Annotated in this window: 21 protein-coding genes; 12 read left to right on the top strand and 9 right to left on the bottom strand. The window is 64.6% G+C overall.

All coding sequences use genetic code 11. From position 1 onward, the window contains the following. The first annotated feature begins 94 nt into the window (after positions 1–94). Complete coding sequence (locus WN72_RS45370) at positions 95–2,386, top strand: TonB-dependent siderophore receptor (RefSeq protein WP_244553642.1); 2,292 nt, start codon at positions 95–97, stop codon at positions 2,384–2,386. Positions 2,387–2,390: 4 nt separating this feature from the next. Here WN72_RS45370 and WN72_RS45365 read toward each other — a convergent pair whose 3' ends face one another. After that, the gene (locus WN72_RS45365) at positions 2,391–2,747 is read right to left on the bottom strand and encodes a hypothetical protein (RefSeq protein ID WP_092212091.1); all 357 of its coding nucleotides are present in this window, start codon (positions 2,745–2,747) and stop codon (positions 2,391–2,393) included. A 384-nt stretch (positions 2,748–3,131) separates the two neighbouring features. On the opposite strand from WN72_RS45365, the gene WN72_RS45360 reads away from it, so the two are divergent. Both WN72_RS45360 and WN72_RS45355 read left to right on the top strand, forming a co-directional pair. Beyond that, positions 3,132–3,596 carry a MarR family winged helix-turn-helix transcriptional regulator gene (locus WN72_RS45360; protein WP_092212093.1) on the top strand — a complete coding sequence of 155 codons (465 nt, stop codon included), beginning with the start codon at positions 3,132–3,134 and terminating at the stop codon, positions 3,594–3,596. 15 nt (positions 3,597–3,611) lie between these two features. After that, the gene (locus tag WN72_RS45355; protein ID WP_092212095.1) at positions 3,612–5,057 is read left to right on the top strand and encodes an MFS transporter; all 1,446 of its coding nucleotides are present in this window, start codon (positions 3,612–3,614) and stop codon (positions 5,055–5,057) included. 9 nt (positions 5,058–5,066) lie between these two features. Here the strand turns inward: WN72_RS45355 and WN72_RS45350 are convergent, their stop codons facing one another. Together WN72_RS45350 and WN72_RS45345 are read right to left on the bottom strand one after the other, a co-directional pair. Next, a complete protein-coding gene (locus tag WN72_RS45350; RefSeq protein WP_092212097.1) occupies positions 5,067–6,503 on the bottom strand; it encodes a glutamine synthetase family protein in 1,437 nt (478 codons plus the stop codon). A 130-nt stretch (positions 6,504–6,633) separates the two neighbouring features. Next, the gene (locus WN72_RS45345; protein WP_092212099.1) at positions 6,634–7,992 is read right to left on the bottom strand and encodes an aromatic ring-hydroxylating dioxygenase subunit alpha; all 1,359 of its coding nucleotides are present in this window, start codon (positions 7,990–7,992) and stop codon (positions 6,634–6,636) included. Between the two features lie 128 nt (positions 7,993–8,120). On the opposite strand from WN72_RS45345, the gene WN72_RS45340 reads away from it, so the two are divergent. From WN72_RS45340 to WN72_RS45325, 4 genes are all read left to right on the top strand, one after another. Further along, positions 8,121–8,906, top strand: coding sequence for an IclR family transcriptional regulator domain-containing protein (locus WN72_RS45340; RefSeq protein ID WP_092212101.1), 786 nt, complete (start codon positions 8,121–8,123; stop codon positions 8,904–8,906). Between the two features lie 60 nt (positions 8,907–8,966). Beyond that, positions 8,967–9,299: a PRC-barrel domain-containing protein gene (locus WN72_RS45335; protein WP_027564151.1), complete on the top strand. Its 333-nt coding sequence runs from the start codon at positions 8,967–8,969 to the stop codon at positions 9,297–9,299. A gap of 84 nt (positions 9,300–9,383) precedes the next feature. After that, on the top strand, positions 9,384–11,120 hold the full coding sequence (gene ybaL, locus WN72_RS45330; RefSeq protein ID WP_092212103.1) for a YbaL family putative K(+) efflux transporter: 1,737 nt from the start codon (positions 9,384–9,386) through the stop codon (positions 11,118–11,120). Beyond that, positions 11,071–11,343: a hypothetical protein gene (locus WN72_RS45325; protein WP_092212105.1), complete on the top strand. Its 273-nt coding sequence runs from the start codon at positions 11,071–11,073 to the stop codon at positions 11,341–11,343. The genes ybaL and WN72_RS45325 overlap by 50 nt, the downstream gene beginning before the upstream one ends. 25 nt (positions 11,344–11,368) lie before the next feature. Here WN72_RS45325 and WN72_RS45320 read toward each other — a convergent pair whose 3' ends face one another. The 3 genes from WN72_RS45320 to WN72_RS45310 form a co-directional block, all read right to left on the bottom strand. Then, complete coding sequence (locus WN72_RS45320; protein ID WP_092212107.1) at positions 11,369–12,049, bottom strand: transglutaminase-like domain-containing protein; 681 nt, start codon at positions 12,047–12,049, stop codon at positions 11,369–11,371. A 114-nt stretch (positions 12,050–12,163) separates the two neighbouring features. Then, positions 12,164–12,559 carry a group II truncated hemoglobin gene (locus tag WN72_RS45315; protein WP_092212109.1) on the bottom strand — a complete coding sequence of 132 codons (396 nt, stop codon included), beginning with the start codon at positions 12,557–12,559 and terminating at the stop codon, positions 12,164–12,166. 200 nt (positions 12,560–12,759) lie between these two features. After that, positions 12,760–13,668 (bottom strand): helix-turn-helix transcriptional regulator, encoded by a 909-nt coding sequence (locus WN72_RS45310; RefSeq protein WP_027564156.1) that lies wholly within the window; start codon positions 13,666–13,668, stop codon positions 12,760–12,762. 150 nt (positions 13,669–13,818) lie between these two features. Between WN72_RS45310 and WN72_RS45305 the strand changes: the two genes are divergently transcribed. The 5 genes from WN72_RS45305 to boxB all read left to right on the top strand — a co-directional run bounded on the left by WN72_RS45305 (position 13,819) and on the right by boxB (position 20,327). Continuing rightward, positions 13,819–15,360 (top strand): benzoate-CoA ligase family protein, encoded by a 1,542-nt coding sequence (locus WN72_RS45305; RefSeq protein ID WP_027564157.1) that lies wholly within the window; start codon positions 13,819–13,821, stop codon positions 15,358–15,360. A gap of 252 nt (positions 15,361–15,612) precedes the next feature. After that, the gene (locus WN72_RS45300) at positions 15,613–16,425 is read left to right on the top strand and encodes an alpha/beta fold hydrolase (protein WP_027564158.1); all 813 of its coding nucleotides are present in this window, start codon (positions 15,613–15,615) and stop codon (positions 16,423–16,425) included. Positions 16,426–16,443: 18 nt separating this feature from the next. Further along, positions 16,444–16,968 carry a DUF309 domain-containing protein gene (locus tag WN72_RS45295; RefSeq protein ID WP_027564159.1) on the top strand — a complete coding sequence of 175 codons (525 nt, stop codon included), beginning with the start codon at positions 16,444–16,446 and terminating at the stop codon, positions 16,966–16,968. Between the two features lie 118 nt (positions 16,969–17,086). Beyond that, on the top strand, positions 17,087–18,775 hold the full coding sequence (gene boxC, locus WN72_RS45290; protein WP_092212111.1) for a 2,3-epoxybenzoyl-CoA dihydrolase: 1,689 nt from the start codon (positions 17,087–17,089) through the stop codon (positions 18,773–18,775). A 100-nt stretch (positions 18,776–18,875) separates the two neighbouring features. Then, positions 18,876–20,327 carry a benzoyl-CoA 2,3-epoxidase subunit BoxB gene (boxB, locus tag WN72_RS45285; RefSeq protein ID WP_027564161.1) on the top strand — a complete coding sequence of 484 codons (1,452 nt, stop codon included), beginning with the start codon at positions 18,876–18,878 and terminating at the stop codon, positions 20,325–20,327. A 109-nt stretch (positions 20,328–20,436) separates the two neighbouring features. On the opposite strand, the gene WN72_RS45280 is transcribed toward boxB, so the two are convergent. From WN72_RS45280 to WN72_RS45270, 3 genes are read right to left on the bottom strand one after another with little or no spacing between them, the layout of a single operon-like run. After that, complete coding sequence (locus WN72_RS45280; protein ID WP_027564162.1) at positions 20,437–21,255, bottom strand: enoyl-CoA hydratase/isomerase family protein; 819 nt, start codon at positions 21,253–21,255, stop codon at positions 20,437–20,439. Positions 21,256–21,271: 16 nt separating this feature from the next. Beyond that, the gene (locus tag WN72_RS45275) at positions 21,272–22,432 is read right to left on the bottom strand and encodes an acyl-CoA dehydrogenase family protein (RefSeq protein WP_027564163.1); all 1,161 of its coding nucleotides are present in this window, start codon (positions 22,430–22,432) and stop codon (positions 21,272–21,274) included. A 16-nt stretch (positions 22,433–22,448) separates the two neighbouring features. Next, on the bottom strand, positions 22,449–23,513 hold the full coding sequence (locus WN72_RS45270; protein ID WP_092212114.1) for an acyl-CoA dehydrogenase family protein: 1,065 nt from the start codon (positions 23,511–23,513) through the stop codon (positions 22,449–22,451). Positions 23,514–23,708: the final 195 nt, after the last annotated feature.

The following is a 23,708-nucleotide window of genomic DNA, read 5'->3' as shown; positions in this document are numbered from 1 at the left end:
GCGCGATCAAAGGTGATTTGCGCGCGCGCAAAGGCGGCGGCTGCCCCGATCTGGTTACTCCCCGGTTGTTCGAACACGGAGCTCGGGGAAGACGATGAAGCGGAACGACGGCCAGACGCTCGGCTGGGAATGGATGGTGAGAACTGGTCTGGGAGCGGCCGGCCTGGGAATGCTCCTGCACGCGGCCCCGTCGGCCGCACAGGTCTCGACGGCCAATTCGGGTCAGACGGCGGCGACATTGCCGCCGGTCACGGTGGAGGCACCGAGCCAGCCGCGTCCGCGTGCCCAGTCTTCACAGCGCACGTCGCAATCGCAGCGCGGCCGCGTCGCGGCACAGCGCAATGCCGGCTCCGGCCCAGCCAGAAATCCGGACCCGCGCGAGGGCGATGCCGGTCGCGGCAACGCGTCGAGCGAGCACAGCTATGTGGCGAACAGCAGTTCCGCAGGCACGAAGACCAACACGCCATTGCTCGAGACGCCACAGTCGATCTCGGTCGTGACGCGCAAGGAGCTCAACGACCGCGCCGTGCAGACGCTGACGGAAGCGGTCGGCTATGAGCCGGGCGTCCGCATCGATGCCGCCGGCTACGATCCACGCTTCGACGCTATCTCGATCCGCGGCTTCGACATCACCTACAACGGCATCTATCTCGACGGCTTACGCCTCGTCGGGGCCGGTCTCGGCGTGTTCAAGACCGAGCCTTACGGCGTCGACAGCATCACGGTGGTGCGCGGGCCGAGCTCGGCGCTCTATGGCCTCGGCTCGCCCGGTGGATTGATCGACCTGCAGAGCAAGCTGCCGACCAGCCAACCGTTCCACGAGGTGCAGACGCTGTTCGGCGACCGTGATCGCGTTCAGGGCAATTTCGATCTGTCGGGTCCGGTCGATCCTGGCGGCCAATTTTCCTATCGGCTGACCGGCGTGGTACGCGACGCCGACGTGTTCGTGCCCGGCGGCAAGGACAATCGTGTCTATGTCGCTCCCGCCGTCACCTGGAAGCCGGATCAATCGACGACCCTGACGGTTCTCGGCGCCTACCAGAAATCGAAGACGCCCGGATCCATGTTCACCTACTCGACGGGGACAGGGACGACGACCGACATCTTCACCGGCAGTCCATCCTACAACTCCCTGGACCAGGAGCAGGGACGCGTGGGCTATCTGTTCGAGCACGCGTTCAACAACGCCGTCACCGTTCGTCAGAAATTCCGCTACGTCGATGTCGATGCAGTCACCCGCTACGTGGGCTTTCTCGGCGCTCCCGTGGGCGACGTGGTCTCACGCTACACCGGCTACGTCCACGACACGCTGCAATCGGCCATCATCGACAACCAGGTCGAGGCGAAGCTTTCCACCGGCCCCGTGCAGCACACCCTCCTGGTCGGCACCGACTACACCGCGTCGACGTTCAACGACAAGCAGGGCTTCGGCTTCGGCGTTTCCTCGCTCAATCTGGCCGCGCCGGTCTATGCGCCGGAATCCATTCCCGATCCCGCAATCTCGTCCTCCACAGCCCAGCGGCAGACCCAATCCGGCGTCTACGTCCAGGACCAGGCCAAGCTCGACCATTGGATCCTGACACTAAGCGGCCGCAGCGACTGGGTCCGCACCACGGGCGAGGATCTGTTCGCGCTGACCCATCAGACGCAGTCCGATCAGGCCTATAGCGGGCGAGCCGGGCTGACCTATGTGTTCGATTCCGGAGTTGCGCCCTACGTCGCCTATTCGACGTCGTTCTTTCCCAATCTCGGCGTCGATCCGTCGGGCGCCTTCTTCAAGCCGACCACGGGCAAGCAGACCGAGATCGGCGTCAAGTATCAGCCGCAGGGGACGCGGAGCTTCATCACGGCTGCGGTCTTCGACCTGACCCAGGATGGCGGCCTGGTCACGACCGGCACGGGCGTGACGGTCCAGCGCGGCGAGATTCAAAGCCGCGGCTTCGAATTGCAGGGGCTCGCGAGCCTCGGCAATGGCTTCGACATCACCTCGTCCTACACCTATCTCGACATGGTGACCAAGCAGGCCGGCGACAGCTCGCTGGTCGGCAAGTTTCCCTCGGGCAATCCTCCGCATACCGTGACGCTCTGGGGCAATTACGCCCTGCCGCTGGCCGGCCCGTTCGCGGGATTGAGCGTCGGCACTGGTGTGCGCTACATGTCCTGGAGCTATGGCGACGACGCCAACACGTTCAAGAACAGCTCGGTGACCCTGGTCGACGCGGCGCTGAAATATGATTTCGGCCAGGCGGCGAAGGAGCTGAAGGGACTTCAGTTCCAGGTCAACGCGAAGAACCTGTTCAATCTGCACTACACCACGTGCCAGGTCGGATATTGCTACCGCGGCGCGCCGCTGACCGTCATCGCAACGCTCGGCTACCGCTGGTGAGCGATCACCAATAGATCCCGTGGCGGTGCAACTCACGCACCACGCGGGTTTCGACGGAAGGCTGGTGGCGCTTCGGTTTGGTTGTTCCGGTCGTGCTTGTCGCCGCCGGTGATTGTGCAGCTGGACCCGTTGCGGCCGGTGACGTCGTGGCCGCCAGAGCGGACGTTGGCGCGGTGGTCGCTGTCTGGGCATTTGCCGGCTGCGATGGCGCCTGAGAGGTCTGCGGTGAGACCGTTGCCGCGGGCTGCTCGGTCGCTTGCTGGCTCGCATTGGTGGCGGCAAGGCTCAGACTTCGCGATCCGCCCGCATAGGCTTGGCTTGCCAGCACCGACATTGCGAAGATCAGGATCAGCTTGCGCATGGCAATCCCCGTTATCGGACAGTCGGTCTTACCCAAATCGCTTTGCTACCGCGCCAGCCGGTGCGTCCCGATTTCGATCAGGGTGGCCCGACAGGACAGGCGATAGATCAGGCTGAACAATTGACCGAACATGATCGAACTCCAGTGTTGATCATCAAAGCTACCAATAGCCCTCCTGTCTTTCCGGCCGTTTTCGCGGCTTGAGGAAAATGGCTTCGTCCGCGACCGACGTGATGTCGTCGGAACAAGCTTGACGAAGTCGCCTCACAGGGGCGTGAGGCGTGAACCGCCAAGTGCAGAAAAACCCAGCCCCAGTTGACGTCGGAATAATATCGGGATATCCATCCATCCAATTTATCGGGATATCCCGCTATTGGAGGCGAGATGGCTGAGCAAGATCTGCCTGTTGTCGAACGAAACCGCTGCAATTGCTTGGCCCTCCGCAAGGCATCGCGCCACATGACGCTGTTCTACGATGCCGCGCTGGAGCCTTCGGGCCTTCGTTCGACGCAGTATGCCCTTCTGACCGAGATCCATCGGCGCGGCGATGCTCCCCCCTCGATCGGCGACCTCGCGGAAGCGCTGGTGATGGACCAGTCGACCATCGGCCAGAACCTGCGGCCGCTGCAGCGCGATGGTCTGGTTACGCTCGAGCGTGACGAGGCCGATCGCCGAAGCCGGTTGGCGAAGCTAACGCGGGCAGGGCGCTCGCGCCTTGCCGATGCGCGGCCGCTCTGGCTGGCGGCGCAGGAGAAATTCGAAAACGGGTTTGGCAAGCGAGCTGCCGCCGAGCTGCGGAACGTGCTCGCCGGTATCGCCGGCGATCAGTCGCTGATCGCCGACCGGTAAGAAGAGGCATAATCCATGAACAGTATCGAACGCGCGACGTTTGCTCGCGCCGTGCCGCTTGACGATCTCTCGCTGCGGCCCAAGCCTCCCCGTCCGCCGACATCGCCGAACACGGTGCTGGCGATCGTCTGTGTCGGCATCTGCCTTGCCAATCTCGACCTCTTCATCGTCAACGTCGCGCTCCCGAGCATCGGGCAGGATTTCAAGGGTGCCTCCCTCGACGACATGTCGTGGGTCCTGAACGGCTACGCCATCGCCTATGCTGCGCTGCTGGTGTTCTTCGGTCGGCTGGCGGAGCGTCATCGCAGAAATCTCAGCTTCCTGCTCGGCGTCGGCCTCTTCACGGTGGCATCGGCCGCCTGCGCCGCCGCCAGCAACGTCGAGATGCTGACCGCGTTTCGCATTGTGCAGGCCGCGGGCGCCGCGTTGATGACGCCGACCTCACTCGGTCTGCTGCTGGCGGTGTTTGCGCCGGAGAAGCGCGGCGGTGCGGTGCGGACCTGGACGGCGATCGGCGGCCTTGCCGCCGCGCTCGGGCCCGTCGTCGGCGGCGTGCTCGTCGCCGTCAACTGGCGCTGGATCTTCTTCGTCAATGTCCCGATCGGCCTTATCGCCATGGTGATCGGCTGGTGGAAGCTGCCGGAGATCGAGGGCCATGACGCGCCTCGTCCCAAATTCTTCGATGCGGTGCTGGTGACCGGCGGCATCGGTGCGCTGACCTTCGCCATCGTCAAGGTCAGCGACTGGGGCCTGCGCGCACCGGCCATCGGCTACAGCTTTGCGGCCGCGGCCATCCTGCTCGCATTGTTTGCCTGGCGTTGCCTTCGCCTGAAAAATCCCTTTGTCGATCCGGCGCTGTTTCGCATCCGCCAATTCACTGGCGCGGCCCTGGTGATGGCGCCGTACTCGGCTGCCTTCGGCGCCATGCTGCTGTCGGTCGCGCTGTGGGAGCAGACGGCGTGGGGATGGTCTGCGTTGCAGACCGGGCTTGCGATCGCGCCGGGGCCGCTGATGGTGCCGATCACCTCGCTGCTGTTCGCCGGGCGATTGATCGCGCGCTTCGGCGCTGCGCCCGTCGTCACGGCCGGCATCGTGGTGTTCGCTGCCGGTCTGGTCGCCTGGGCGAGCCTGATCGGCCCCGAGCCGCATCCGGCCTTCGTGATCCTGGGCATGATTCCAACCGGCATCGGCGTCGGCTTGACGTTCCCGACCTTGATGGGCGTCAGCGCCGCGGGCCTGCCGCCCTCGTCGTTTGCGACGGGCTCGGGCGTGATCAACATGATCCGTCAGGCCTCGCTCGCGATCGGGGTTGCGATCTTCGTCGCCATCATCGGCTCACCTTCATCGTTGCCGGAGCGCCTCGTGGCGTTCCAACGCGGATGGTGGGTGATGGTCGCGATCGTCGCGCTCGGCCTCGTGCCGACTTACTTCTACCTCAGGCAGAAGCCGAAGGCGCCCTGACGAGGCGCCTCAAAACACCTCGAAATATTCGCGGTGCTCCCAGTCGGTCACCTCTGCGAGGAAGCGGTCGATCTCGGCGTTCTTGATGTGGGTGTAGTAGTCGACGAACTCGGCCCCGAGCTTCTCGCGGAAGAATGGATCGTCCTTCAGCGCACCGACCGCATCGCGCAGCGACTTCGGCAGCAGCGGCGCCTTGGTTTCGTAGGGCGTATCAGCGGAGGGGCCGGGATCGAGCTTGCGGTCGACGCCGTCGAGGCCCGAGAGAATCTGCGAGGCCATGTAGAGATAGGGATTGGCGGCGGGCTCGCCGATGCGGTTCTCCAGGCGCGTGGCGGCATCATTGGTGCCGCCGAGCACGCGGATCATCACGCCGCGATTGTCGCGGCCCCAGATCGCGCGATCCGGCGCCAGCGAATAGGAGCGATAGCGCTTGTAGCCGTTGATGGTCGGCGTCGTGAACACGGTCGAGGCGCGGGCGTGGTCGAGCAGGCCGGCGAGGTAGGACTTGCCGAACGCGCTGAGCGGCTCCGCACCGTCCTTCGCCATGAACTGATTCTCGCCGGTCGCGCGCGAGACGATCGACTGGTGCAGGTGCCAGCCGCTCGCGAACACGTTCGGCAGTTTTGGGCGGCACATGAAGGTAGCGTGGTAGCCGTGGCGACGCGCAATCTGCTTCACGGCGCTGCGAAACAGCACCATGTTGTCGGCGGGCTCCAGGCCCTTCCTCGGCGCGAAGGTGAACTCGCACTGGCTGGGGCCGAACTCGACCTCGACGGAGCGCAAGGGCAGCCCGAGCGCGACGATGTCGCGGCGCAAGATCTCCAGCACCGGCTCCATCTGATCGAACCGCTGCTCGGTGAGATATTGATAGCCGTGGCTGAGCAGGCTCACCGAGGGCGGCGTGCCCGGCTGTCCGGCGTCTTCCGCGCGCATATGCGGATCGTCGAGCTTGAAGATGTGGAATTCGACCTCGAGGCCTGCGACAAAATCGTGGCCGCGCGCGCCGAGCTCATCGAGCACGCGCCGGTAAAGGTTGCGCGTCGCGAACGGCACCGGGCGGCCATCGCCAAAATACAGGTCGCACAGCACCCAGCCCGTCGCCGGCGCCCACGGCAGCACGCGAAACGTGGTGGGGTCGGCGACCATCAGCACGTCCGCCGCGCCTTCCATCTCCTTCATGCCGAAGCCGCCGCCTGCCGTGAACACCGGAAACACCGTGCGGTGCGAGGTGTCCTTGGCGAGCATGGTGGTGGTGATGGAGCAGCCGCTCTCCAGCGAGGCAATCGCTTCAGTGGCGATGATGGTCTTGCCGCGCAGGATGCCGTGCTGGTCGGGGAAGGCGAGGCGGATGACCTCGAGGTTCTTTTCCTCGACGAGACGACGCATGCGCTGGGCTGCGTCCTTCTGCTCATCCGACCACAGCCCATGACGCACGACGAAAGTCACTTCACCACTCCCTCAACTGCCGTAGGGTGGGCAAAGCGAAGCGTGCCCACCGCGTCTATCGTCGCAACGGAAGAATCGTGGGCACGGCGCGTTGCGCCTTTGCCCACCCTACGAGAGCCGGGCAAAGTCGTCACTCCGCCGCCGTCAGCCGGTGCACGTTGTCAGCGATCTCCTTCGGCACCGGCGCTGTCCACGGCGCGCCGCGGCGGCGCTTGACGTCGACTTCCATCCAGTAAGTCTCCCAGCCGCGCGTTGGGCCGATGCCATCCATGGTCGCCGGGCCCTGGATGCTGCGCGCGTTGGCCTCGTCCAGGAACAGCATCGGCTTCTCGCCGCCTGAGACCTTCTCGATCTCCTGCCGCAGCAGGCGGCGATATTGCACGATCGCCTTGTCGGATTGCCCGAGATGCTCCTTGGTGCGGTCCTGGATCGCGCCCATCGATTCCACCGCCCACTGATCGTGGACGTTGATGTCGGTGCCCATGCCGGTATAGGTCGCGGTCTGCTGCTCATGCGGATCGAAGCCGTAATCGTTGGCCTTGTTCTTACGCGATTTGTAGTCGGGCAGCTCATAGAGCTCGAGCCGCTGGTCGCGCATCTTCTGCTTGTCGACCGGGTTCGAATAGCTCGTGAAGATCGCGTACCAGTAGCAGTTCTCGTCGTCGACCGGCGCGTGCCACTGCGTGATCGTCATCTCAGTGCTCATGGGGATGACGAAGCCGTGCGGGAACAGCTGGTTGGTGACGCGCACATGGGTGCGCTCCTCGTCGATCTCGCGGAGCGCAATCAGGCGCAGGCCGTATTCGGTGTGCTCGACATTGATGATCGGGCGATCGTATTCGCGCAGGATCTTCGTCATCGGCAGGTCGCTGCCGGCGGACGCGCCGCGGAACTGCTTGCCGTAAGCGGTGGAGGTGTCTTCGTCCTCGAAGAAACGATGCAGATAGGAGGCGTGCGCGGGATCGATGCCGACCTCGAGTGCCTGCAGCCAGTTGCAGGCCATGTGGCCCTTGAACGCGAAGGTGTGCGTGTCAGGTGCAACGAAGCAGTCGATCTCCGGAAATGCCGGCGGCTCGCCTTCGCCGAGATAGGCCCAGAGGATGCCGCTCTTCTCCACCACAGGATAGGAGCGCTGGCGGATGTTCTGGCAGAGCTTTGAGTCCTTCGGCTCGGCCGGCGTCTCGATGCACTGGCCGGTGGCATCGAACAGCCAGCCATGGAAGGCGCAGCGCAGGCCGCCATGCTCCAGCCGCCCGAAAGCGAGGTCGGCGCCGCGATGCGCGCAATGGCGGTCGATCAGGCCGTAACGTCCCGTCTCGTCGCGAAACAGCACCAGGTTTTCGCCGAGCAGTTTGACCGGACGGATCGGCCGCTCGCCCTCGAGTTCGTCGACCAGCGCCGCCGGCTGCCAGTAGCTCCGCATCAGCTTGCCGCATGGGTCTTTCGGCCCGGTGCGGGTGATCAGGTCGTTCTGCTCCCGGCTCATCATGGCGGTCGCGTCCTTTTTCTGGAAAGCGCTTTTCTGGAGAGATGTTTTGTTCGTCTATTGAACGAATGGGCGAATTATGACATGCCTTGGATCAGCAGCAAGCACTATTTTGCAGGATTGTCCCGGCGATGCCCAAGCTTAAGCGAAGCGATAGCGAGGAGCGCGCGACGGATTTCGTCGAAGCCCTCGATCGCGGCCTGCGCCTGCTCCAGTGCTTCGGCATGACGGCCGGTCCGATGACGCTGAGCGATCTCGCCCGTGCCGCCGATCTGCCGCGTGCGACCGCACGGCGCATGCTGTTCACGCTCCAGCGCGGCGGCTACGTCTCCGGTGATGGAAAACTGTTCTCGCTGACGCCGCATGTGCTGACGCTCGCGGCGTCCTATTTGCGATCCAACCAGCTCGTCTCCGTGCTCCAGCCCGTGCTCGACCGTGTCGCGACTGCGGCCAACGAAATCTCCTCGCTCGCTGTGCTCGATGGCGACGAGGTCGTGTTCATCGCGCGCAGCAGCCCGGCGCGGATGTTCTCGGGCGGCCTCGAAATCGGCTACCGCCTGCCGGCCTTCTGCACCTCGGTCGGCCGCGCCATGCTCGGCCAGCTCGACGATGCCGATCTCGCCGCGCGCCTGAAGGCGATGAAGCGCGAAGCGCTGACACCGCAGACGGTGACCGATACCAAGGCGCTGCTGGCGCGCATCGCCGCCGATCACGAGCAGGGCTATTCGCTGGTCGACCGCGAGGCCGAGCCGCATTTCCGCTCGATCTCGGTGCCGGTGCGTCGCTACGACGGCGTGATCGTCGCCGCCATCAACATGGGCGCCCATGTCGACCGCGTGCCGGCGCAGGAATTGATCGACCGTTTCCTGCCGCTGCTGCGCGAAGGCGCGGAGGCGGTGCGGTCGCAATTGCTGTAGCCCACCTAATCCCTGCCGCCTGTGCTATAATGCGTTCCACGCAAGATCAGGGAGCACGCCATGCAACACACCATGGTTCCCAGTGACCGCGTCGAGCACGTCGCCGTCTATGGTTGCGACGGCACGAAGCTCGGCACGATCGAACGATTGATGCTCGAGAAGGTAAGTGGAACGGTCGCCTACGCCGTGATCAAGACCGGCCGGCTGCTCGGTACGCATCACCATTATCCCGTGCAGTGGAGCGCGCTGAAATATGATCCGGGACGTCAGGCCTTTCAGGTCGATCTGACGTCGGAGCAATTGAGCAGCGGCCCCTGCGAAGTCGATGGCGATGAATTCGACTGGGGCGACCGCTCGCGGCCGTACCAGCATCCGAACTATTGGTCGATCTGACGGCCCGATGGGGCAAGCGTCGCGCGTTGACCCGCGCGCACAGGTCACGGTGCGCCAACGTGCTTGCTGTGTCAAAAGGCAAAAATGCCGCATGACACACCTCTCATCGCCACCATCGTCGTTGGGCTTGGATTAGCCTTCGTACTTGGAACTCTCGCGCAGCGGTTCCGTATTCCGCCGCTGGTCGGATATCTCCTTGCGGGTGTCGCGGTAGGCCCGTTCACGCCCGGCTTCGTCGCCGACCAGGCGCTCGCGACCGAGCTTTCGGAGCTCGGTATCATCCTGCTGATGTTCGGCGTCGGCCTGCATTTCTCGCTGCAGGATCTGCTCAGCGTCCGCAACATCGCGGTGCCCGGCGCCGTGGTGCAGATCGCGGTCGCGACAATAATGGGGCTTGGCCTGTCGCTGCTGATGGGCTGGAGCGTCAGTGCCGGTCTCGTGTTCGGTCTCGCCCTGTCGGTCGCGAGCACCGTCGTCCTGCTTCGCGCGCTGCAGGAGCGGCGCCTGATGGAGACCGACCGCGGCCGCATCGCCGTCGGCTGGCTCATCGTCGAAGACCTCGCGATGGTGCTCGTGCTGGTGCTGTTTCCGGCGATCGCGAGCCTTCAGGGCGGCGCCGACGGCAAGCCGGCGTTCGAGCCGCTGGCCGCGCAGGCTGGCCTCGGGCTCGCCGGCATCGTGATGCTGACGCTCCTCAAGATCGTCGTGTTCATCGGCTTGATGCTGGTGGTGGGACGCCGGGTGATCCCCTGGATCCTGCATTACATCGCGCACACCGGCTCGCGCGAACTGTTCCGCCTCGCCGTGCTCGCGATCGCGCTATGCATCGCCTTCGGGGCGACCAAGCTGTTCGACGTCTCGCTGGCGCTGGGCGCGTTCTTCGCCGGCATGATGCTGCGGGAATCGCCGCTCAGCGCGCGGGCCGCGCAGGAATCGCTGCCGCTGCGCGATGCCTTTGCCGTGCTGTTCTTCGTCTCGGTTGGCATGATGTTCGATCCGATGAGCGTGGTCCGCGAGCCCTGGCCGCTGCTGGCGACGCTCGCGATCATCATGCTCGGAAAATCGCTCGCCGCGTTCCTGATCGTGGTCATATTCCGGCATCCGGCCGCAACCGCCCTGACGATCTCGGCGAGCCTGTCGCAGATCGGCGAGTTCTCCTTCATCCTGGCCGAGCTCGGCGTCGTCTCGCAGATCCTGCCGCGTGAAGGCCGCGACCTGATCATGGCCGGCGCGATCCTTTCCATCATGTTCAACCCGTTGATGTTCGCGGCCGCTAGCTGGCTCGCGCCGCGCCTCGATCCCAGGCGGGATACGCCACAAGCCGCGGCCGCCGTGCCCGAGCCGATCCGCACCACCGATCTCACCGACCATACGATCGTGATCGGCTATGGCCGCGTCGGCGCGCTGGTCGGCGATGCCCTGAAGCAGCGGCGATTGCCTTTCCTCGTCGCCGAGGTCGGAGAGAGCGCGCTCGAGAAGCTGAAGCAGGGCGGCATCGAGACGGTTACGGGCAACGCCGCGCAGCCGGAAATCCTCGGAGCCACCAATCCGTCACGAGCGCGGCATCTGGTGATTGCGATCCCCGAGGCGTTCGAGGCGGGACAGATCGTGCAGCAGGCGCGGGCGGCCAATCCGGATATCCGCATCATAGCGCGGGCGCATGCGGATGCCGAGGTCGATCATTTGAAGGGACTGGGGGCGGATGTCGTCATCATGGGCGAGCGGGAAATCGCGCGCGGCATGATCGAGGAGCTGGAAAGGAGAGTTCCGGATGCTGCCCAGCAAGATTCCCGCGCGCTCGCGGCAGGTTCGGTCGTATGACCTGATTACGCCTGATGGACGCACCTACCGCTTTCCGCCGCCGACCCTGCTGCAGCGGCTGTTGCGGTGGGCGGTTGGGCACGCGGAGACGATGGCGATCTCGGCGGCGATCCTGGCACTGATCTATGTCGCGGGCTTTGTGGCCGAGGCGTTTGACCAATCGGTGTTTGACGCGTGCAATGATCAGGTTGGGATGCGTGGGGTGGGTTACGCCTTCGGCTAAACCGCCCTGCGCACCTTATTCGCCTCTACCGCTCCTCCGCCTCCCGCTCCATATCGCGCCCCGATAAATCCTCGCCCTGCATGTTGGCGTAGTCCCTCGCCATCTCGCGCATCAAAAACTTTGCCGGCACGTCGTGATAGGTGCCGCGGTCGTTGACGTATTGCATGTAAGCACGACCCTCGCCGTCGAACGGATGTAGCAGTGCATCGGTGTGGCCGTCGAAGTCGAGCGGGGCCACGCCGACCTTGGCGCAGAGCGTGTCGTTGAAGGTCGGCGTTGCCTTGCGCCAGGCGCCGTCGACATGCACCTCGGTAAAGCCGTGCCAGGTGAAGATGTCGGTGCCCATGCTCGCCCGCAGCTTTTCGGTGGTGAGATGGTTCTTGACGTCGGCAAAGCCGACCCGGGCGGGGATGCCGTGGACGCGGCAGGCGGCGGCATAGAGCGAGGCCTTGCCGACGCAGTAACCTTGCCCGGCGGCGAGCACGCTCGAGGCACGAAACGTCTCGGCGATGCGCATGCTGACGTAGGGGTTGTAACGGATGCCATCGCGCACCGCCTTGTAGAGCACGCTCGCCTTCTCGCGCGCGCCCGCATCTGCGCGCACGGCGGCTTGGGCGAAGCTCTGCACGGCGGGATGATCGCTGTCGATGTACTCGCCTGGATCGGTGTAGAGGCGGCGGATGGTATCCGGGAGAATGTCTGCCATGGCCGACAGCTTAACAGTTGATCCGCGCGGAACTCAAATCGCCTGACGCATGGAGCGTTGTGCGCAAGCGCATCCATTTGCGTCGAGACGCTGGATGCCATCGCGCCGATGCGATCATTGCCGGTTGCGCATCCAGTCGGCGAGGCCCGATATCGCGCGGTCGAGATCGGCGCGCGCGGCCGCGTCGGTGATTGTCTCTTCCATCGCACCGCGCATGCAGAGCATCCACGCGTCGCGCTCGGCGTCCCCAATGGCAAAGCCGATATGCCGCTGGCGCAGCCGCGGATGGCCCTTCTCGGGCGAATAGAGTTTCGGCCCGCCGGTCCATTCGGTGAGATAGCGCTTCAGCACGTCCCTGATCAGGTCGAGATCGTCCGCGTGCATCGCGCGGACGACTTTTGCCTCCGGCAGCGTGTCCATGCGGTCGTAGAAGCGGTCGACGAGGGCGTCGATCGTGGCCCTGCCGCCAATTCGTTCGAACATGGAGATGGCGACGTCGCTGGAGGTCATCGTGAGTCCCAAGGTTACTGTTCGGCTCCGATATAGTGATCTTGTGGCGCGCCCACAAACTCCGCTGTCGTCCCTGCGAACGCAGGGACCCATAACCCCAGGGAGGAGTTTGGCGAAGATTGGTCGTTCGGGATTAGCAGCGCGAACAATCGAGGGATCACGCGGTATGGGTCCCGCGTTCGCAGGGACGACAGCGAGGCCTACAGCGCCACGCTCCGCAGCCCAAAGCTGCGGGCCTCGTTTTGCAGCACCGGGCGCACCGCATCGATCAGCCTTGCGGCGGCTGCATCGACCGACAGTCCCGCCGTATCCACCACCGCCGTCGCGCGCGAGTACAACGGTTCGCGGCTCAGCAAAATGTTGCGCAGCTCCGCCATGGCGGAGCGATCATCAGCCATCGGGCGCAGATCGCCCTGGCGGCGGACACGGGCCATGTGCTCCTCGGGCTCGGCCTTCAACCAGATCGTGTAGAACGAGGTCAGGATCTGGTCGAAAGTCAGCGGCTCAGAGACGATGCCGCCGCCGGTCGCCAGCACCATCAGCTCGTTGCGCGCGAGCAGCTGTTGCAGCGCCGCCTGCTCCATGCGGCGAAAGCCTTCCTGGCCGTAAAGCGCGATGATCTCGGCGACCGAAAGGCCGTTCTGCTGCTCGACCTCCTTGTTGAGCTCGACGAAGCTCCAGCCGATCTTCTTCGCCAGCATTCGCCCAAGCGTCGATTTGCCGGCGCCGCGCAGGCCGATTAGCGCGATGCCGCAGAACGGCGCGCGCCGTGGCGCGGACGCACTGCCCCCAGTGAGCAGATCTTTTGCCTGCGCGATCTGCGCCGGCGTCGCCTTGCGCAGGAGATCGCGAAACATCTGCCAGTCCGGCGTCGGATCGGCTGAGGGGAGCAGATCTTCGAGATGCGCACCCATCGCGTCGGAGACGCGGCGCAGGAGCACGATGGAAACATTGCCCTTGCCGCTCTCGAGCTGCGCGATGTAGCGCTCCGAAATTCCTGATACCTTGGCGAGCACTTTTCGCGACATGCCGCGCAGCGCGCGCATGGTGCGCACGCGCTGGCCGAGCTGTTCGAGAAAGCGGGATTCGGCGTCGGGACTGTCGGTCATGGATTACAGATCATGGACCTTCTTTAGCGGATGCCTTCTTCAAGAGGTCTTGCGGCGCGTTTTAATGAAACATAGTGCCTGCTGGCATTGACAGCAAGCTGTCACAGTGTCTTTCTATGAATTATAATTCTAAATTCGGGGGAGATGTCCGTGAGCGAGGGATCCTATAACGCGGTGACCTGGCTGCTCGACCGCAACGTCGAGGAGGGCCGAGCCAACAAGCTCGTCTTCGACGACACCGTCTCGCGGCTCACCTATGGCGAGCTCCAGCGCGACACCCGCCGCGCCGCCAACATGCTGCGCCGCCTCGGCGTCCGCCGCGAGGAGCGCGTGGCGATGATCATGCTGGACACGGTCAATTTCCCGATCGTGTTCCTGGGCGCGATCCGCGCCGGCATCGTGCCGGTGCCGCTCAACACGCTGCTGACCGCGGACCAGTACGCCTACATCCTCGCCGACTGCCGCGCCCGCGTGCTGTTCGTGTCCGAGGCGCTCTACCCTGTCATCAAGGACGTCGTCGGCCGCATGCCGGATCTCGAGCATGTCGTGGTGTCCGGCGCCAAGCAGAACGGCCACAAGCAGCTCGCCGAGGAGATCTCGGGCGAGAGCGATCAGTTCACGACCGCCGCGACGCATCCGGACGAGCCGGCGTTCTGGCTCTATTCGTCGGGCTCGACCGGCATGCCCAAGGGCGTGCGCCATCTGCATTCGAACTTGCAGGCGACCGCGGATACCTATGCCAGGCAAGTGCTCGGCATCCGCGAGAGCGACGTGTGTCTGTCCGCGGCAAAGCTGTTCTTTGCCTATGGCCTCGGCAATGCGTTGACCTTCCCGATGTCGGTCGGCGCCACCGTGGTGCTCAACAGCGAGCGCCCGACGCCGGCGCGCATGTTCGACCTGATGAACAGATACAATCCGTCGATCTTCTACGGCGTGCCGACATTGTTTGCCGCGATGCTCAACGACGAGACGATGAAGGCCGAGCGCGGCGGCAAGGCCTTGCGCATCTGCACCTCGGCCGGCGAGGCGCTCCCCGAGTCTGTCGGCAACAGCTGGAAATCGCGCTTCGGCGTCGACATCCTCGATGGCGTCGGCTCGACCGAGCTGTTGCACATCTTCCTGTCGAATGCGCCGGGCGACATCAAATACGGCTCATCCGGCAAGCCGGTGCCCGGCTATGCGGTGCGGCTCGTCAACGAAGCCGGCCGGGACGTCGCCGATGGCGAGGTCGGTGAACTCCTGGTCGATGCGCCCTCCGCCGGCGAGGGCTACTGGAACCAGCGCCACAAGAGCCGCCGCACGTTTGAAGGACCGTGGACCCGCACCGGTGACAAATACATCCGCGACGCCGATGGCCGCTACACCTTCTGCGGCCGCGCCGACGACATGTTCAAGGTCTCCGGCATCTGGGTCTCGCCGTTCGAGGTCGAGAGTGCGCTGATCACGCATCCCGCCGTGCTGGAGGCCGCCGTCGTGCCCGAGGCCGATGCGGAAGGGCTGCTGAAGCCGAAGGCCTTCGTCGTGCTGCGTCCCGGCGCCAAGACGACGGACTTGCAGGAGATGCTGAAGGAGCACGTCAAGCAGAAGATCGGCCCGTGGAAATATCCGCGCTGGATCGATGTGGTGGAGTCCCTGCCGAAGACGGCGACAGGGAAGATCCAGCGCTTCAAGCTGCGGGAAGGGGCGGGTTGAGCGTGACCGTGCGGCGTGTGACTCGCGCTATCGCCGCGAACTCCGCTGCGCTCCCTCCCCCCTTGCGGGGGAGGGCGGGGGAGAGGGGTAGCCCAGCAACCGGTCTTCATGTCGCGCGCCAGATGTTCTTCGTCACAGCGGGAGTCCCCGTGTGGCACCCCTCTCCCTAGCCCTCCCCCGCAAGGGGGGAGGGAACGACTGAGCAAGCGGACACAGCTCGTTCTTACTGCGCGATCGAAGAAGAGTGACAGCATGACCAACCTCACCCCCACCGGCCACCTCACCATCGGCAACGCCAGCCTCGAATACAAATGGCTCGCGCCGCAGGCCGCCGACGCGCCGACCATCGTGATGCTGCACGAAGGCCTCGGCTCGGTGGGCCTCTGGGGTGACTTCCCCGAAAAGCTTCGAGAGGCCACCGGCGCCGGCATCTTCGTCTATTCGCGCGCGGGCTACGGCCAGTCGAGCCCGGTGACCTTGCCGCGGCCGCTAGATTACATGCAGCGCGAGGCGCTCGACGTGCTGCCGAAGCTGCTCGATGCGATCGGCTTCAAGCGCGGCCTCCTGCTCGGCCATTCCGACGGCGCCTCGATCGCGACGATCTATGCCGGTGCGCATCAGGATCATCGCCTGAGCGGCCTCGTGCTGATCGCGCCGCATTTCATCGTCGAGGACGTCTCGGTGCAGTCGATCGCCGCGATCAAGACCACCTTTGAGACCACAGACCTCAAGGCAAAGCTCGCGCGCTGGCACAAGGACGTCGACAACGCCTTCTATGGCTGGAACGGCGCCTGGCTCGACCCCAAGTTCCGCGATTGGGACATCTCGGAATACCTCGCCTATATCCGCGTTCCCGTCTTGGTCCTGCAAGGTGTCGATGACCAATATGGGACACTGCGCCAGGTCGAAATTGCGCAGGAAGAATGTTACTGTCCGGTAGATTTGAAAATTATTTCAGACGCGGGGCATTCCCCGCATCGTGAAGCGCCAGGGGTGACGCTTGACGCGATCGAGCAATTTGCAAAGGCGGCCCTGCGCCACGATCAGGGACTTCACGCCGCATGACATTGCGGAGACACATCGATGAATGTGCCTTCACATGCAGGCGGCCAGTTGTCATGGCCGCGATGGGCCTATGTGCCCGGCGAGGCGGGCGGGGCCGAGGCCGACTACGAAACGCTGGACATGGCCAAGGCGCTGGTGCCTGCGGCCTTCCGCGGCTTCGTGCCGGCGCGGCATCCGGCGCTGCGCTACGGCCTCGCGCTCAACGACCGCGGCTATTTCTGGGAAGCGCAGGAGGTGCTGGAGGCGGTGTGGGCGGCCGCTCCCCAAGGCGGCCGCGAGCGCATTCTGCTGCGGGCCTGCGTCCACATCGCCAACGCCAATCTGCGACTGCGCATGCAGCGGTCGCGCTCGGCCGCGCGCCTGTTCGGAGATGCGCTCGGCGAGTTGCAGGCGCTGAACTCGCGCAAGGTGGCCGCGGGCGGCGACGGCTTCGTCGAGAGCTTTCCGGTCGCGGCCCTGGCGGCGCAGCTCCAGGCCAAGCTCGATGGTCCCGAGCTCTCCAAGGCGGACTGGATCGCCCTCGGCGCCATCGGACGGTCTTGAGCGACGCATGAAACAAAGTGCATGCACCGGTCGTTAAGGGCTAGACGCCTTCCAAAAGATGCACTATTGTGCATCTAACGCTACGGCGAAAATGCATAATCAAGCTTAGGGGTGACCCATGGCCGGGGAAGATCGGCGCCTCGCAGGCGGCGCGACATTCATCGATTTCCAGACCGATCCGTCCCGCTACAAGCACTGGAAGCTCGCGGTCGATGGCGACGTCGCGACGCTGACCATGGATGTCGACGAGAACGGCGGCCTGTTCGAGGGCTACCAGCTCAAGCTCAATTCCTATGATCTCGGCGTCGACATCGAGCTGGCCGACGCGATCCAGCGCCTGCGCTTCGAGCATCCCGAGGTGAAGGTGGTGGTGATGCGCTCGGCCAAGAACCGCGTGTTCTGCGCCGGCGCCAACATCCGCATGCTCGCGGGCTCGACCCATGCCCACAAGGTGAACTTCTGCAAGTTCACCAACGAGACCCGCAACGGTATGGAAGACTCTTCGGAGAATTCCGGCCAGCGCTTCATCACCGTGGTGAACGGCTCGGCCGCCGGCGGCGGCTATGAGCTCGCGCTTGCGACCGACCACATCATCCTCGCCGACGACGGCGCCTCTGCCGTGGCGCTGCCGGAAGTGCCGCTGCTCGCGGTGCTGCCGGGTACCGGCGGCCTCACCCGCGTCGTCGACAAGCGCAAGGTGCGCCGCGACCACGCCGATTTCTTCTGCACCATCGAGGAAGGCGTGAAGGGCAAGCGCGCGGTGCAGTGGCGCCTGGTCGACGAGATCGCGCCGAATTCGAAGTTGGAGGCCAAGATCACCGAGCGCGCCAAGGAGTTCGCCGGCAAATCGAAGCGCGCCGGCAGCGGCAAGGGCATCGCGCTCTCTCCGCTGAAACGGAACATCGACGAGACCAGCATCCGCTACGGCTTCGTCAGCGTGGACATCGACCGCGCCGCCCGCATCGCCACCATCTCGATCAAGGCGCCGGAAGCCGCGCCGCCCGCCGACATCGACGGCATGATGGCGCAGGGCACGTCGTTCTGGCCGCTGCAGGTGGCGCGCGAGCTCGACGATGCCATCCTGCATTTGCGCATCAACGAGCTCGAGATCGCGATGCTCGTGTTCAAGAGCCATGGCGATAGTGCTCACGTGCTCGCCAACGACGCTTTCCTCGAAGCCAACAAGGCGCATTGGCTGGTCAACGAGATCAGGCATTACTGGAAGCGTGTGCTGAAGCGCATCGACGTCACCTCGCGCACGCTGGTGACGCTGATCGAGCCCGGCTCCTGCTTTGCTGGCACGCTCGCCGAACTCGTGTTCGCTGCCGACCGCTCCTACATGCTGATCGGCACGCGCCAGGGCGATAACCGCCCGCCGCCGTCGATCGAACTCTCCGCGATGAACTTCGGCCCGTATCCGATGAGCCATGGTTTGACGCGGCTGGAGTCGCGCTTCCAGGCTGATCCTGCGGACGTCGAGCGCGCGGAAGCAACGCTCGGCACCGCGCTCGACGCCGAGCAGGCGGAAGAGCTCGGGCTCGTCACCTTCGCGCTCGACGACATCGACTGGGACGACGAGGTCCGCGTGTTCCTGGAGGAGCGCGCCAGCTTCTCGCCCGACAGCCTCACCGGCATGGAAGCGAGCCTTCGCTTCGTCGGCCCCGAGACGATGGAATCAAAGATCTTCGCGCGCCTCACCGCCTGGCAGAACTGGATCTTCCAGCGTCCGAACGCGGTCGGCGAGGAAGGCGCACTACGCCGCTATGGCAGCGGGCAGAAGCCGAAATTCGATATGACGAGAGTCTAGCGAATAGGGAGCGGCAAATGGCGAATGGGGATTCCATTCGCTACTCGCCATTCGCCATTCGCGTCCTGCAAACGAGCTAGTCCCCCACGGGAGGTCCCCCATGAACATGAACATCATGAACGTCGACTACTCGACCAAGATTCCCAACAACGTGAATCTCGCTGAAGACCGCCAGGTGCTCAAAGCCCTGGAAGGCTGGCATCCCGGTTACATGGACTGGTGGAGCGACATGGGGCCGGAAGGTTTCCAGGAATCGCTGGTTTACCTGCGCACCGCTTACTCCGTCGATCCACGCGGCTGGGCCAAGTTCGACTATGTTCGCATGCCCGAATATCGCTGGGGCATCCTGCTTGCGCCGCAGGAAGAGAATCGCGTCGTGCCGTTCGGCGAGCACTACGGCGAGCCGGCCTGGCAGGAAGTCCCAGGCGAGCACCGCGCCATGCTGCGTCGCCTGATCGTGATCCAGGGCGACACCGAGCCGGCCTCGGTCGAGCAGCAGCGCCATCTCGGCAAGACCGCGCCCTCGCTCTACGACATGCGCAACTTGTTCCAGGTCAATGTCGAGGAAGGCCGCCATCTCTGGGCCATGGTCTATCTGCTCCAGAAGTACTTTGGCCGCGATGGCCGTGAGGAAGCGGATGATTTGCTGCGCCGCCGTTCAGGCGACGCCGACGCGCCGCGCATGCTGGGTGCGTTCAACGAGGCTACGCCGGACTGGCTGTCCTTCTTCATGTTCACTTACTTCACCGACCGCGACGGCAAGATGCAGCTGCACAGCCTCGCGCAGTCCGGCTTCGATCCGCTGTCGCGCACCTGCCGCTTCATGCTGACCGAGGAAGCGCACCACATGTTCGTCGGCGAGACCGGCATCACCCGCGTCGTGCAGCGCACCTGCGATGCCATGCGCGAAGCCGGCATCACCGATCCCACCGACATCGCAAAAGTCCGCGCACTCGGCGTGATCGATCTGCCGACCATCCAGAAGAAGCTGAACCTGCACTACACCCTGTCGCTCGATCTGTTCGGCTCGGAAGTCTCGACCAACGCGGCGAACGCCTTCAACGCCGGCATCAAGGGCCGTTATCACGAGACCCAGATCGAGGACGATCACCAGCTCAAGAACGCCACCTATCCGGTGCTCAAGTTCATCAACGGCGAGATCAAGCTGGTCGACGAGCCGGCGCTGACCGCGCTCAACATGCGCCTGCGCGACGACTACAGCCAGGATTGCGTCAAGGGCATGCTGCGCTGGAACAAGGTGATCTCGACCGCCGGCTACGATTACAAGCTGACGCTGCCCAACGTCGCCTTCCACCGCCACATCGGCGAGTTCAAGGACATCCACGCCACGCCGGACGGCATTTTGATCGACGAGGCCACCTGGTCCAAGCGCAAGGACGAGTGGCTGCCGTCGACGGCCGATGGCGACTTCATCACCTCGCTGATGCAGCCCGTCACCGAGACCGGCAAGTTCGCCTCCTGGATCTCGCCGCCGAAGGTCGGCATCGATAACAAGCCGGGCGATTTCGAATACGTGAAGATCGAGTCGTAAGGCTACGACCCGGCCGCACTCGACGGTCGTCCCGGACAACAAAGACGCCTGGTAACCTCGTTGCCAGGCGTCTTGCAGTTCGGTGGCCGAAGTGGCGGGATGAGGCGAGCTACCGCCCCTTAAAATTCGCCGCGCGCCGCTCTTCCGTGGCCTTCACGCCTTCCTTGAAGTCCTCCGTCGCGCGCAGGCGGGTCTGCTCGGCGAGCTCGTGATTGGTCGCGGCCATGACGCGGTCGGCGAGGCCATTGCGCATCGTGGCGCGGGTGGAGAGCAGGCCGAGCGGCGAGCATTCGGCGATCTCGCCCGCGAGCTTCATCGCGGCCGCCTTGACCTGGTCCTGCGGGACGAGCTCGTTGGCGAGACCCCATTTCACCGCCTCTTCGCCGGTGACGCGGCGGCTGGTGTAGAACATCAACTCGGCGTTGTTCTTGCCGATCAGCTCGGGCAGCGTCACGGTCAGGCCGAAGCCGGGATGAAAGCCCAGCTTGGTGAAGTTCGCAGAGAAGCGCGCTTCGGGACAGGTGACGCGGAAGTCCGCCGATACCGCAAGGCCCAGGCCGCCGCCGATGGCCGCGCCCTGCACGGCGGCAACGATCGGCTTCTTGGCGCGGAAGATGCGCACGGCCTGGATGTAGAGATGGCTGATCGGCCCAAGATTGTCAGCCGGATCGCCCTTTGCCTTCTTCTCGGCCTCGCGCGCTTCCTGCGCCTGTCGCGCCGGATCGCCGAAATTAGCGCCGGCGCAGAATGCCTTGCCCTGTGCCGAGAGAACCGAGGCGCGGATCTCGATGTCGCGGTCGAACTCGTCGAGCGCGTCCGCGATCTGGTTGATCAGCGAGATGTCGAAGAAATTGAGCGGCGGACGGCGGATTTCGATGGTGCCGACGTGTCCGACCTTCTCGACGCCGATATCTGTATACGTGCTCATGGTGTCCTCGATTGAATTAGCGCAGGCCCAATCCGCGGGCGATGATGCCGCGCAGCACCTCGGTGGTGCCGCCCTGGATGGTGAGTTTCGGCGCGGTCTTGATGGCGAAGTCGAGCTGCCGCTCCAGCGTCTCGCGGTTGGTCGCGGTCTCCTCGACGAAGGCGGCGAGATCGCGCACACGGTGCGGAAGCTGTTGCTCCCAGACCGTGCCGATGTCCTTGACGATGGAGGCCTCGACCACCGGCTCCTTGCCGGCCGCCAGCATGCCGGCCACCGAGACCGACATGCGCCGCATGGTGTGGAGCTGGGCGACGAGACGGCCGATGCCTTCGGCGCTGCGCGTGTCCGGGTTGGGGCCGACCGCGCGAACCAACTCGGTTAGCACATAGTAGGTCTCGAGGAAGCGCTCGGGACCGCTGCGTTCATACGCGAGCTCGCTCGTCGCTTGCTTCCAGGCGCCGTCGACTTCACCGAGCACGTGATCTTCTGGCACGAAGAAGTCCGTAAAGACGACTTCGTTGAACTCGTACTGGCCGGTGATCTGGCCGATCGGATTCACCTTGATGCCCGGCTGCTTCATCTTGACCAGAAATTGTGTCAGGCCGTGACGGCGGTTTTCCTTGGTCGGCTGTGAGGTCCGGAAGATCGCGATCATGTAATCGGCGATATGCGCCGACGAGGTCCAGATTTTTGTGCCGTTGATGAGATAGCCGCCGTCGGTCTTGGTCGCGCGCGTCTTCGCCGCGAACAGGTCCGAGCCGGAGTTCGGCTCGCTCATGCCGATCGCGAAGCAGATCTCGCCGCGGCAGATGCGCGGCAAGATCTCCATCTTGATGTGCTCGGGCGCGTATTTCAGCAGCACCGGCCCGCTCTGGCGGTCGGCGACGAAGAAGCGCCGCGTCGGCGCGTTGGCGACGCGCATCTCCTCGGTGACGACGTAGCGCTCGAGGAAGGAGCGCTCCTGGCCGCCATATTTCTTCGGCCAGGTCATCCCCAGCCAGCCCTTGGCGCCGACCCGGCGAGAGAATTCCGGCGCGTCGGTGTCCTCGCGGTTGGGCTTGTGCGGATCGAAGGTACCGGCGGCGATCTCTTCGGCGAGGAACGCGCGCACTTCCTTGCGCAGTTGCTCGCACTTCTCGGGCAGGCGGATCGGATCGAAACGAAGGGCAGCGGTCATGTGTTTCGTCTCCCGATCAACGCGAAGCCACGAGCGGCCACAATTCGTCGGCGCCGCGGTTTGCCACCAGCTTGCCGAGCTCGACCGCCCAGTGGCTCTCCGAACCAAAGTCGTCGCGCCAGGCCAGCGCGCGCAGCGAATAGCGGTGCAGGATGTGCTCCATGGTGAAGCCGATCGCGCCGTGAACCTGATGGGCGATGCCGCCGCCTTTCTCTGCAGCTTCCGCGCAGCGGATCTTTGCCGAGGCGGCTTCGAGGTAGACCTCGTCGTTAAACGATTTTGCATTCGCGATGGCGTCGGCTGCGGACGTTGCTGCCGCGAGCGCCGCGGCAGATTCGCCGGCGAGGCGTGCGAGATTGTGCTGCACCGCCTGGAATTTCGAAATCTTCTTCTCGAAGGCGACGCGCTCGTTGGAATAGCGCACGGAGATGTCGAGCATCGATTCCAGCGCGCCTGCGATCTGGAGGCTGCGCGCGACGCCGCCCATCAGCATCAGATTGGTCTGGTCAACGCCATCAGGCGCGGCCTTGATGGTGACCGGCTGGACCTTGTCGAGCGTCACGGTATCGCTGTGGTCGTAGCCGACATTGAGCCCGGACTCGATCCGCGCCTTGCTCGCATCGACCAGCGCGATGGAAACGCCGTCCTTGCCGTGCGCCAGCACCGCGAAATGTTTCGCCGCCTTGGCGAAGGGCACGCCGCGGCTGCGGCCAGAGAGCGCGCCGTCGGCATCGATCGTGATGCGATCCTTCGGGCTTGCCGGCAGCACGGTCATCTCGCGCTCGGGCGAGGCGATCTTCGCCTGCGCCAGCAGCCAGCCGGCGAGCATGGTTTCGGCCAGGGGAACCGCGACCGCGAAACGGCCGGCGGCGTTCAGCAAGGCAAAACCGTCGGCAAGGCTCGCGCCGGAGCCGCCGAGATCGTCGGGCACCCAGGACAGCGGCAGGCCGGCTTCGCTCAGCGCCTGCCACAGCGGCGCCTGCCAGGAATTCGTCTTGTCGTTGTTGATGGTTTGCGGATCGGCGAGATCGGCGAAGATTTTCTCCGCGGTCTCGACGACGATATTGTCACTCTCCGCCACAGCGTTCCCCGTGTTTTGCCATTGGCGCGTCCGGCCTGATGGGGCGGCGCGCAGTGTCTTCTTGCGCCCGATGATCGGAAAAAGCCATGGCCCTGACAAGCGTTGATCGCAGGTCAACCTGCGGCGCGGGCATGGGCGATAAGCTAATTCCGCTTAGCGGAGTTTGCTCGATTTGCAGGGCGCGGCAAACTCGCT

It is taken from the genome of Bradyrhizobium arachidis, from assembly GCF_015291705.1.
GTDB classification, from domain to species: Bacteria; Pseudomonadota; Alphaproteobacteria; order Rhizobiales; family Xanthobacteraceae; genus Bradyrhizobium; species Bradyrhizobium arachidis.
Note: the sequence above shows the minus strand (reverse complement) of the source record. Positions and strands in the feature narration are given on the sequence as shown.

Bases quoted from the DNA above. Each gene is read 5' to 3' on its own strand.
- WN72_RS45300 (WP_027564158.1), top strand. From the start codon at position 15,613: ATGACCAACCTCACCCCCACCGGCCACCTCACCATCGGCAACGCCAGC.
- WN72_RS45355 (WP_092212095.1), top strand. From the start codon at position 3,612: ATGAACAGTATCGAACGCGCGACGTTTGCTCGCGCCGTGCCGCTTGAC.
- WN72_RS45340 (WP_092212101.1), top strand. From the start codon at position 8,121: ATGCCCAAGCTTAAGCGAAGCGATAGCGAGGAGCGCGCGACGGATTTC.
- WN72_RS45370 (WP_244553642.1), top strand. From the start codon at position 95: ATGAAGCGGAACGACGGCCAGACGCTCGGCTGGGAATGGATGGTGAGA.
- boxB (WP_027564161.1), top strand. From the start codon at position 18,876: ATGAACATGAACATCATGAACGTCGACTACTCGACCAAGATTCCCAAC.
- boxC (WP_092212111.1), top strand. From the start codon at position 17,087: ATGGCCGGGGAAGATCGGCGCCTCGCAGGCGGCGCGACATTCATCGAT.
- WN72_RS45295 (WP_027564159.1), top strand. From the start codon at position 16,444: ATGAATGTGCCTTCACATGCAGGCGGCCAGTTGTCATGGCCGCGATGG.
- WN72_RS45360 (WP_092212093.1), top strand. From the start codon at position 3,132: ATGGCTGAGCAAGATCTGCCTGTTGTCGAACGAAACCGCTGCAATTGC.
- WN72_RS45280 (WP_027564162.1), bottom strand. From the start codon at position 21,255: ATGAGCACGTATACAGATATCGGCGTCGAGAAGGTCGGACACGTCGGC.
- WN72_RS45335 (WP_027564151.1), top strand. From the start codon at position 8,967: ATGCAACACACCATGGTTCCCAGTGACCGCGTCGAGCACGTCGCCGTC.
- WN72_RS45365 (WP_092212091.1), bottom strand. From the start codon at position 2,747: ATGCGCAAGCTGATCCTGATCTTCGCAATGTCGGTGCTGGCAAGCCAA.
- WN72_RS45315 (WP_092212109.1), bottom strand. From the start codon at position 12,559: ATGACCTCCAGCGACGTCGCCATCTCCATGTTCGAACGAATTGGCGGC.
- ybaL (WP_092212103.1), top strand. From the start codon at position 9,384: ATGCCGCATGACACACCTCTCATCGCCACCATCGTCGTTGGGCTTGGA.
- WN72_RS45310 (WP_027564156.1), bottom strand. From the start codon at position 13,668: ATGACCGACAGTCCCGACGCCGAATCCCGCTTTCTCGAACAGCTCGGC.
- WN72_RS45275 (WP_027564163.1), bottom strand. From the start codon at position 22,432: ATGACCGCTGCCCTTCGTTTCGATCCGATCCGCCTGCCCGAGAAGTGC.
- WN72_RS45320 (WP_092212107.1), bottom strand. From the start codon at position 12,049: ATGGCAGACATTCTCCCGGATACCATCCGCCGCCTCTACACCGATCCA.
- WN72_RS45345 (WP_092212099.1), bottom strand. From the start codon at position 7,992: ATGATGAGCCGGGAGCAGAACGACCTGATCACCCGCACCGGGCCGAAA.
- WN72_RS45325 (WP_092212105.1), top strand. From the start codon at position 11,071: ATGCTGCCCAGCAAGATTCCCGCGCGCTCGCGGCAGGTTCGGTCGTAT.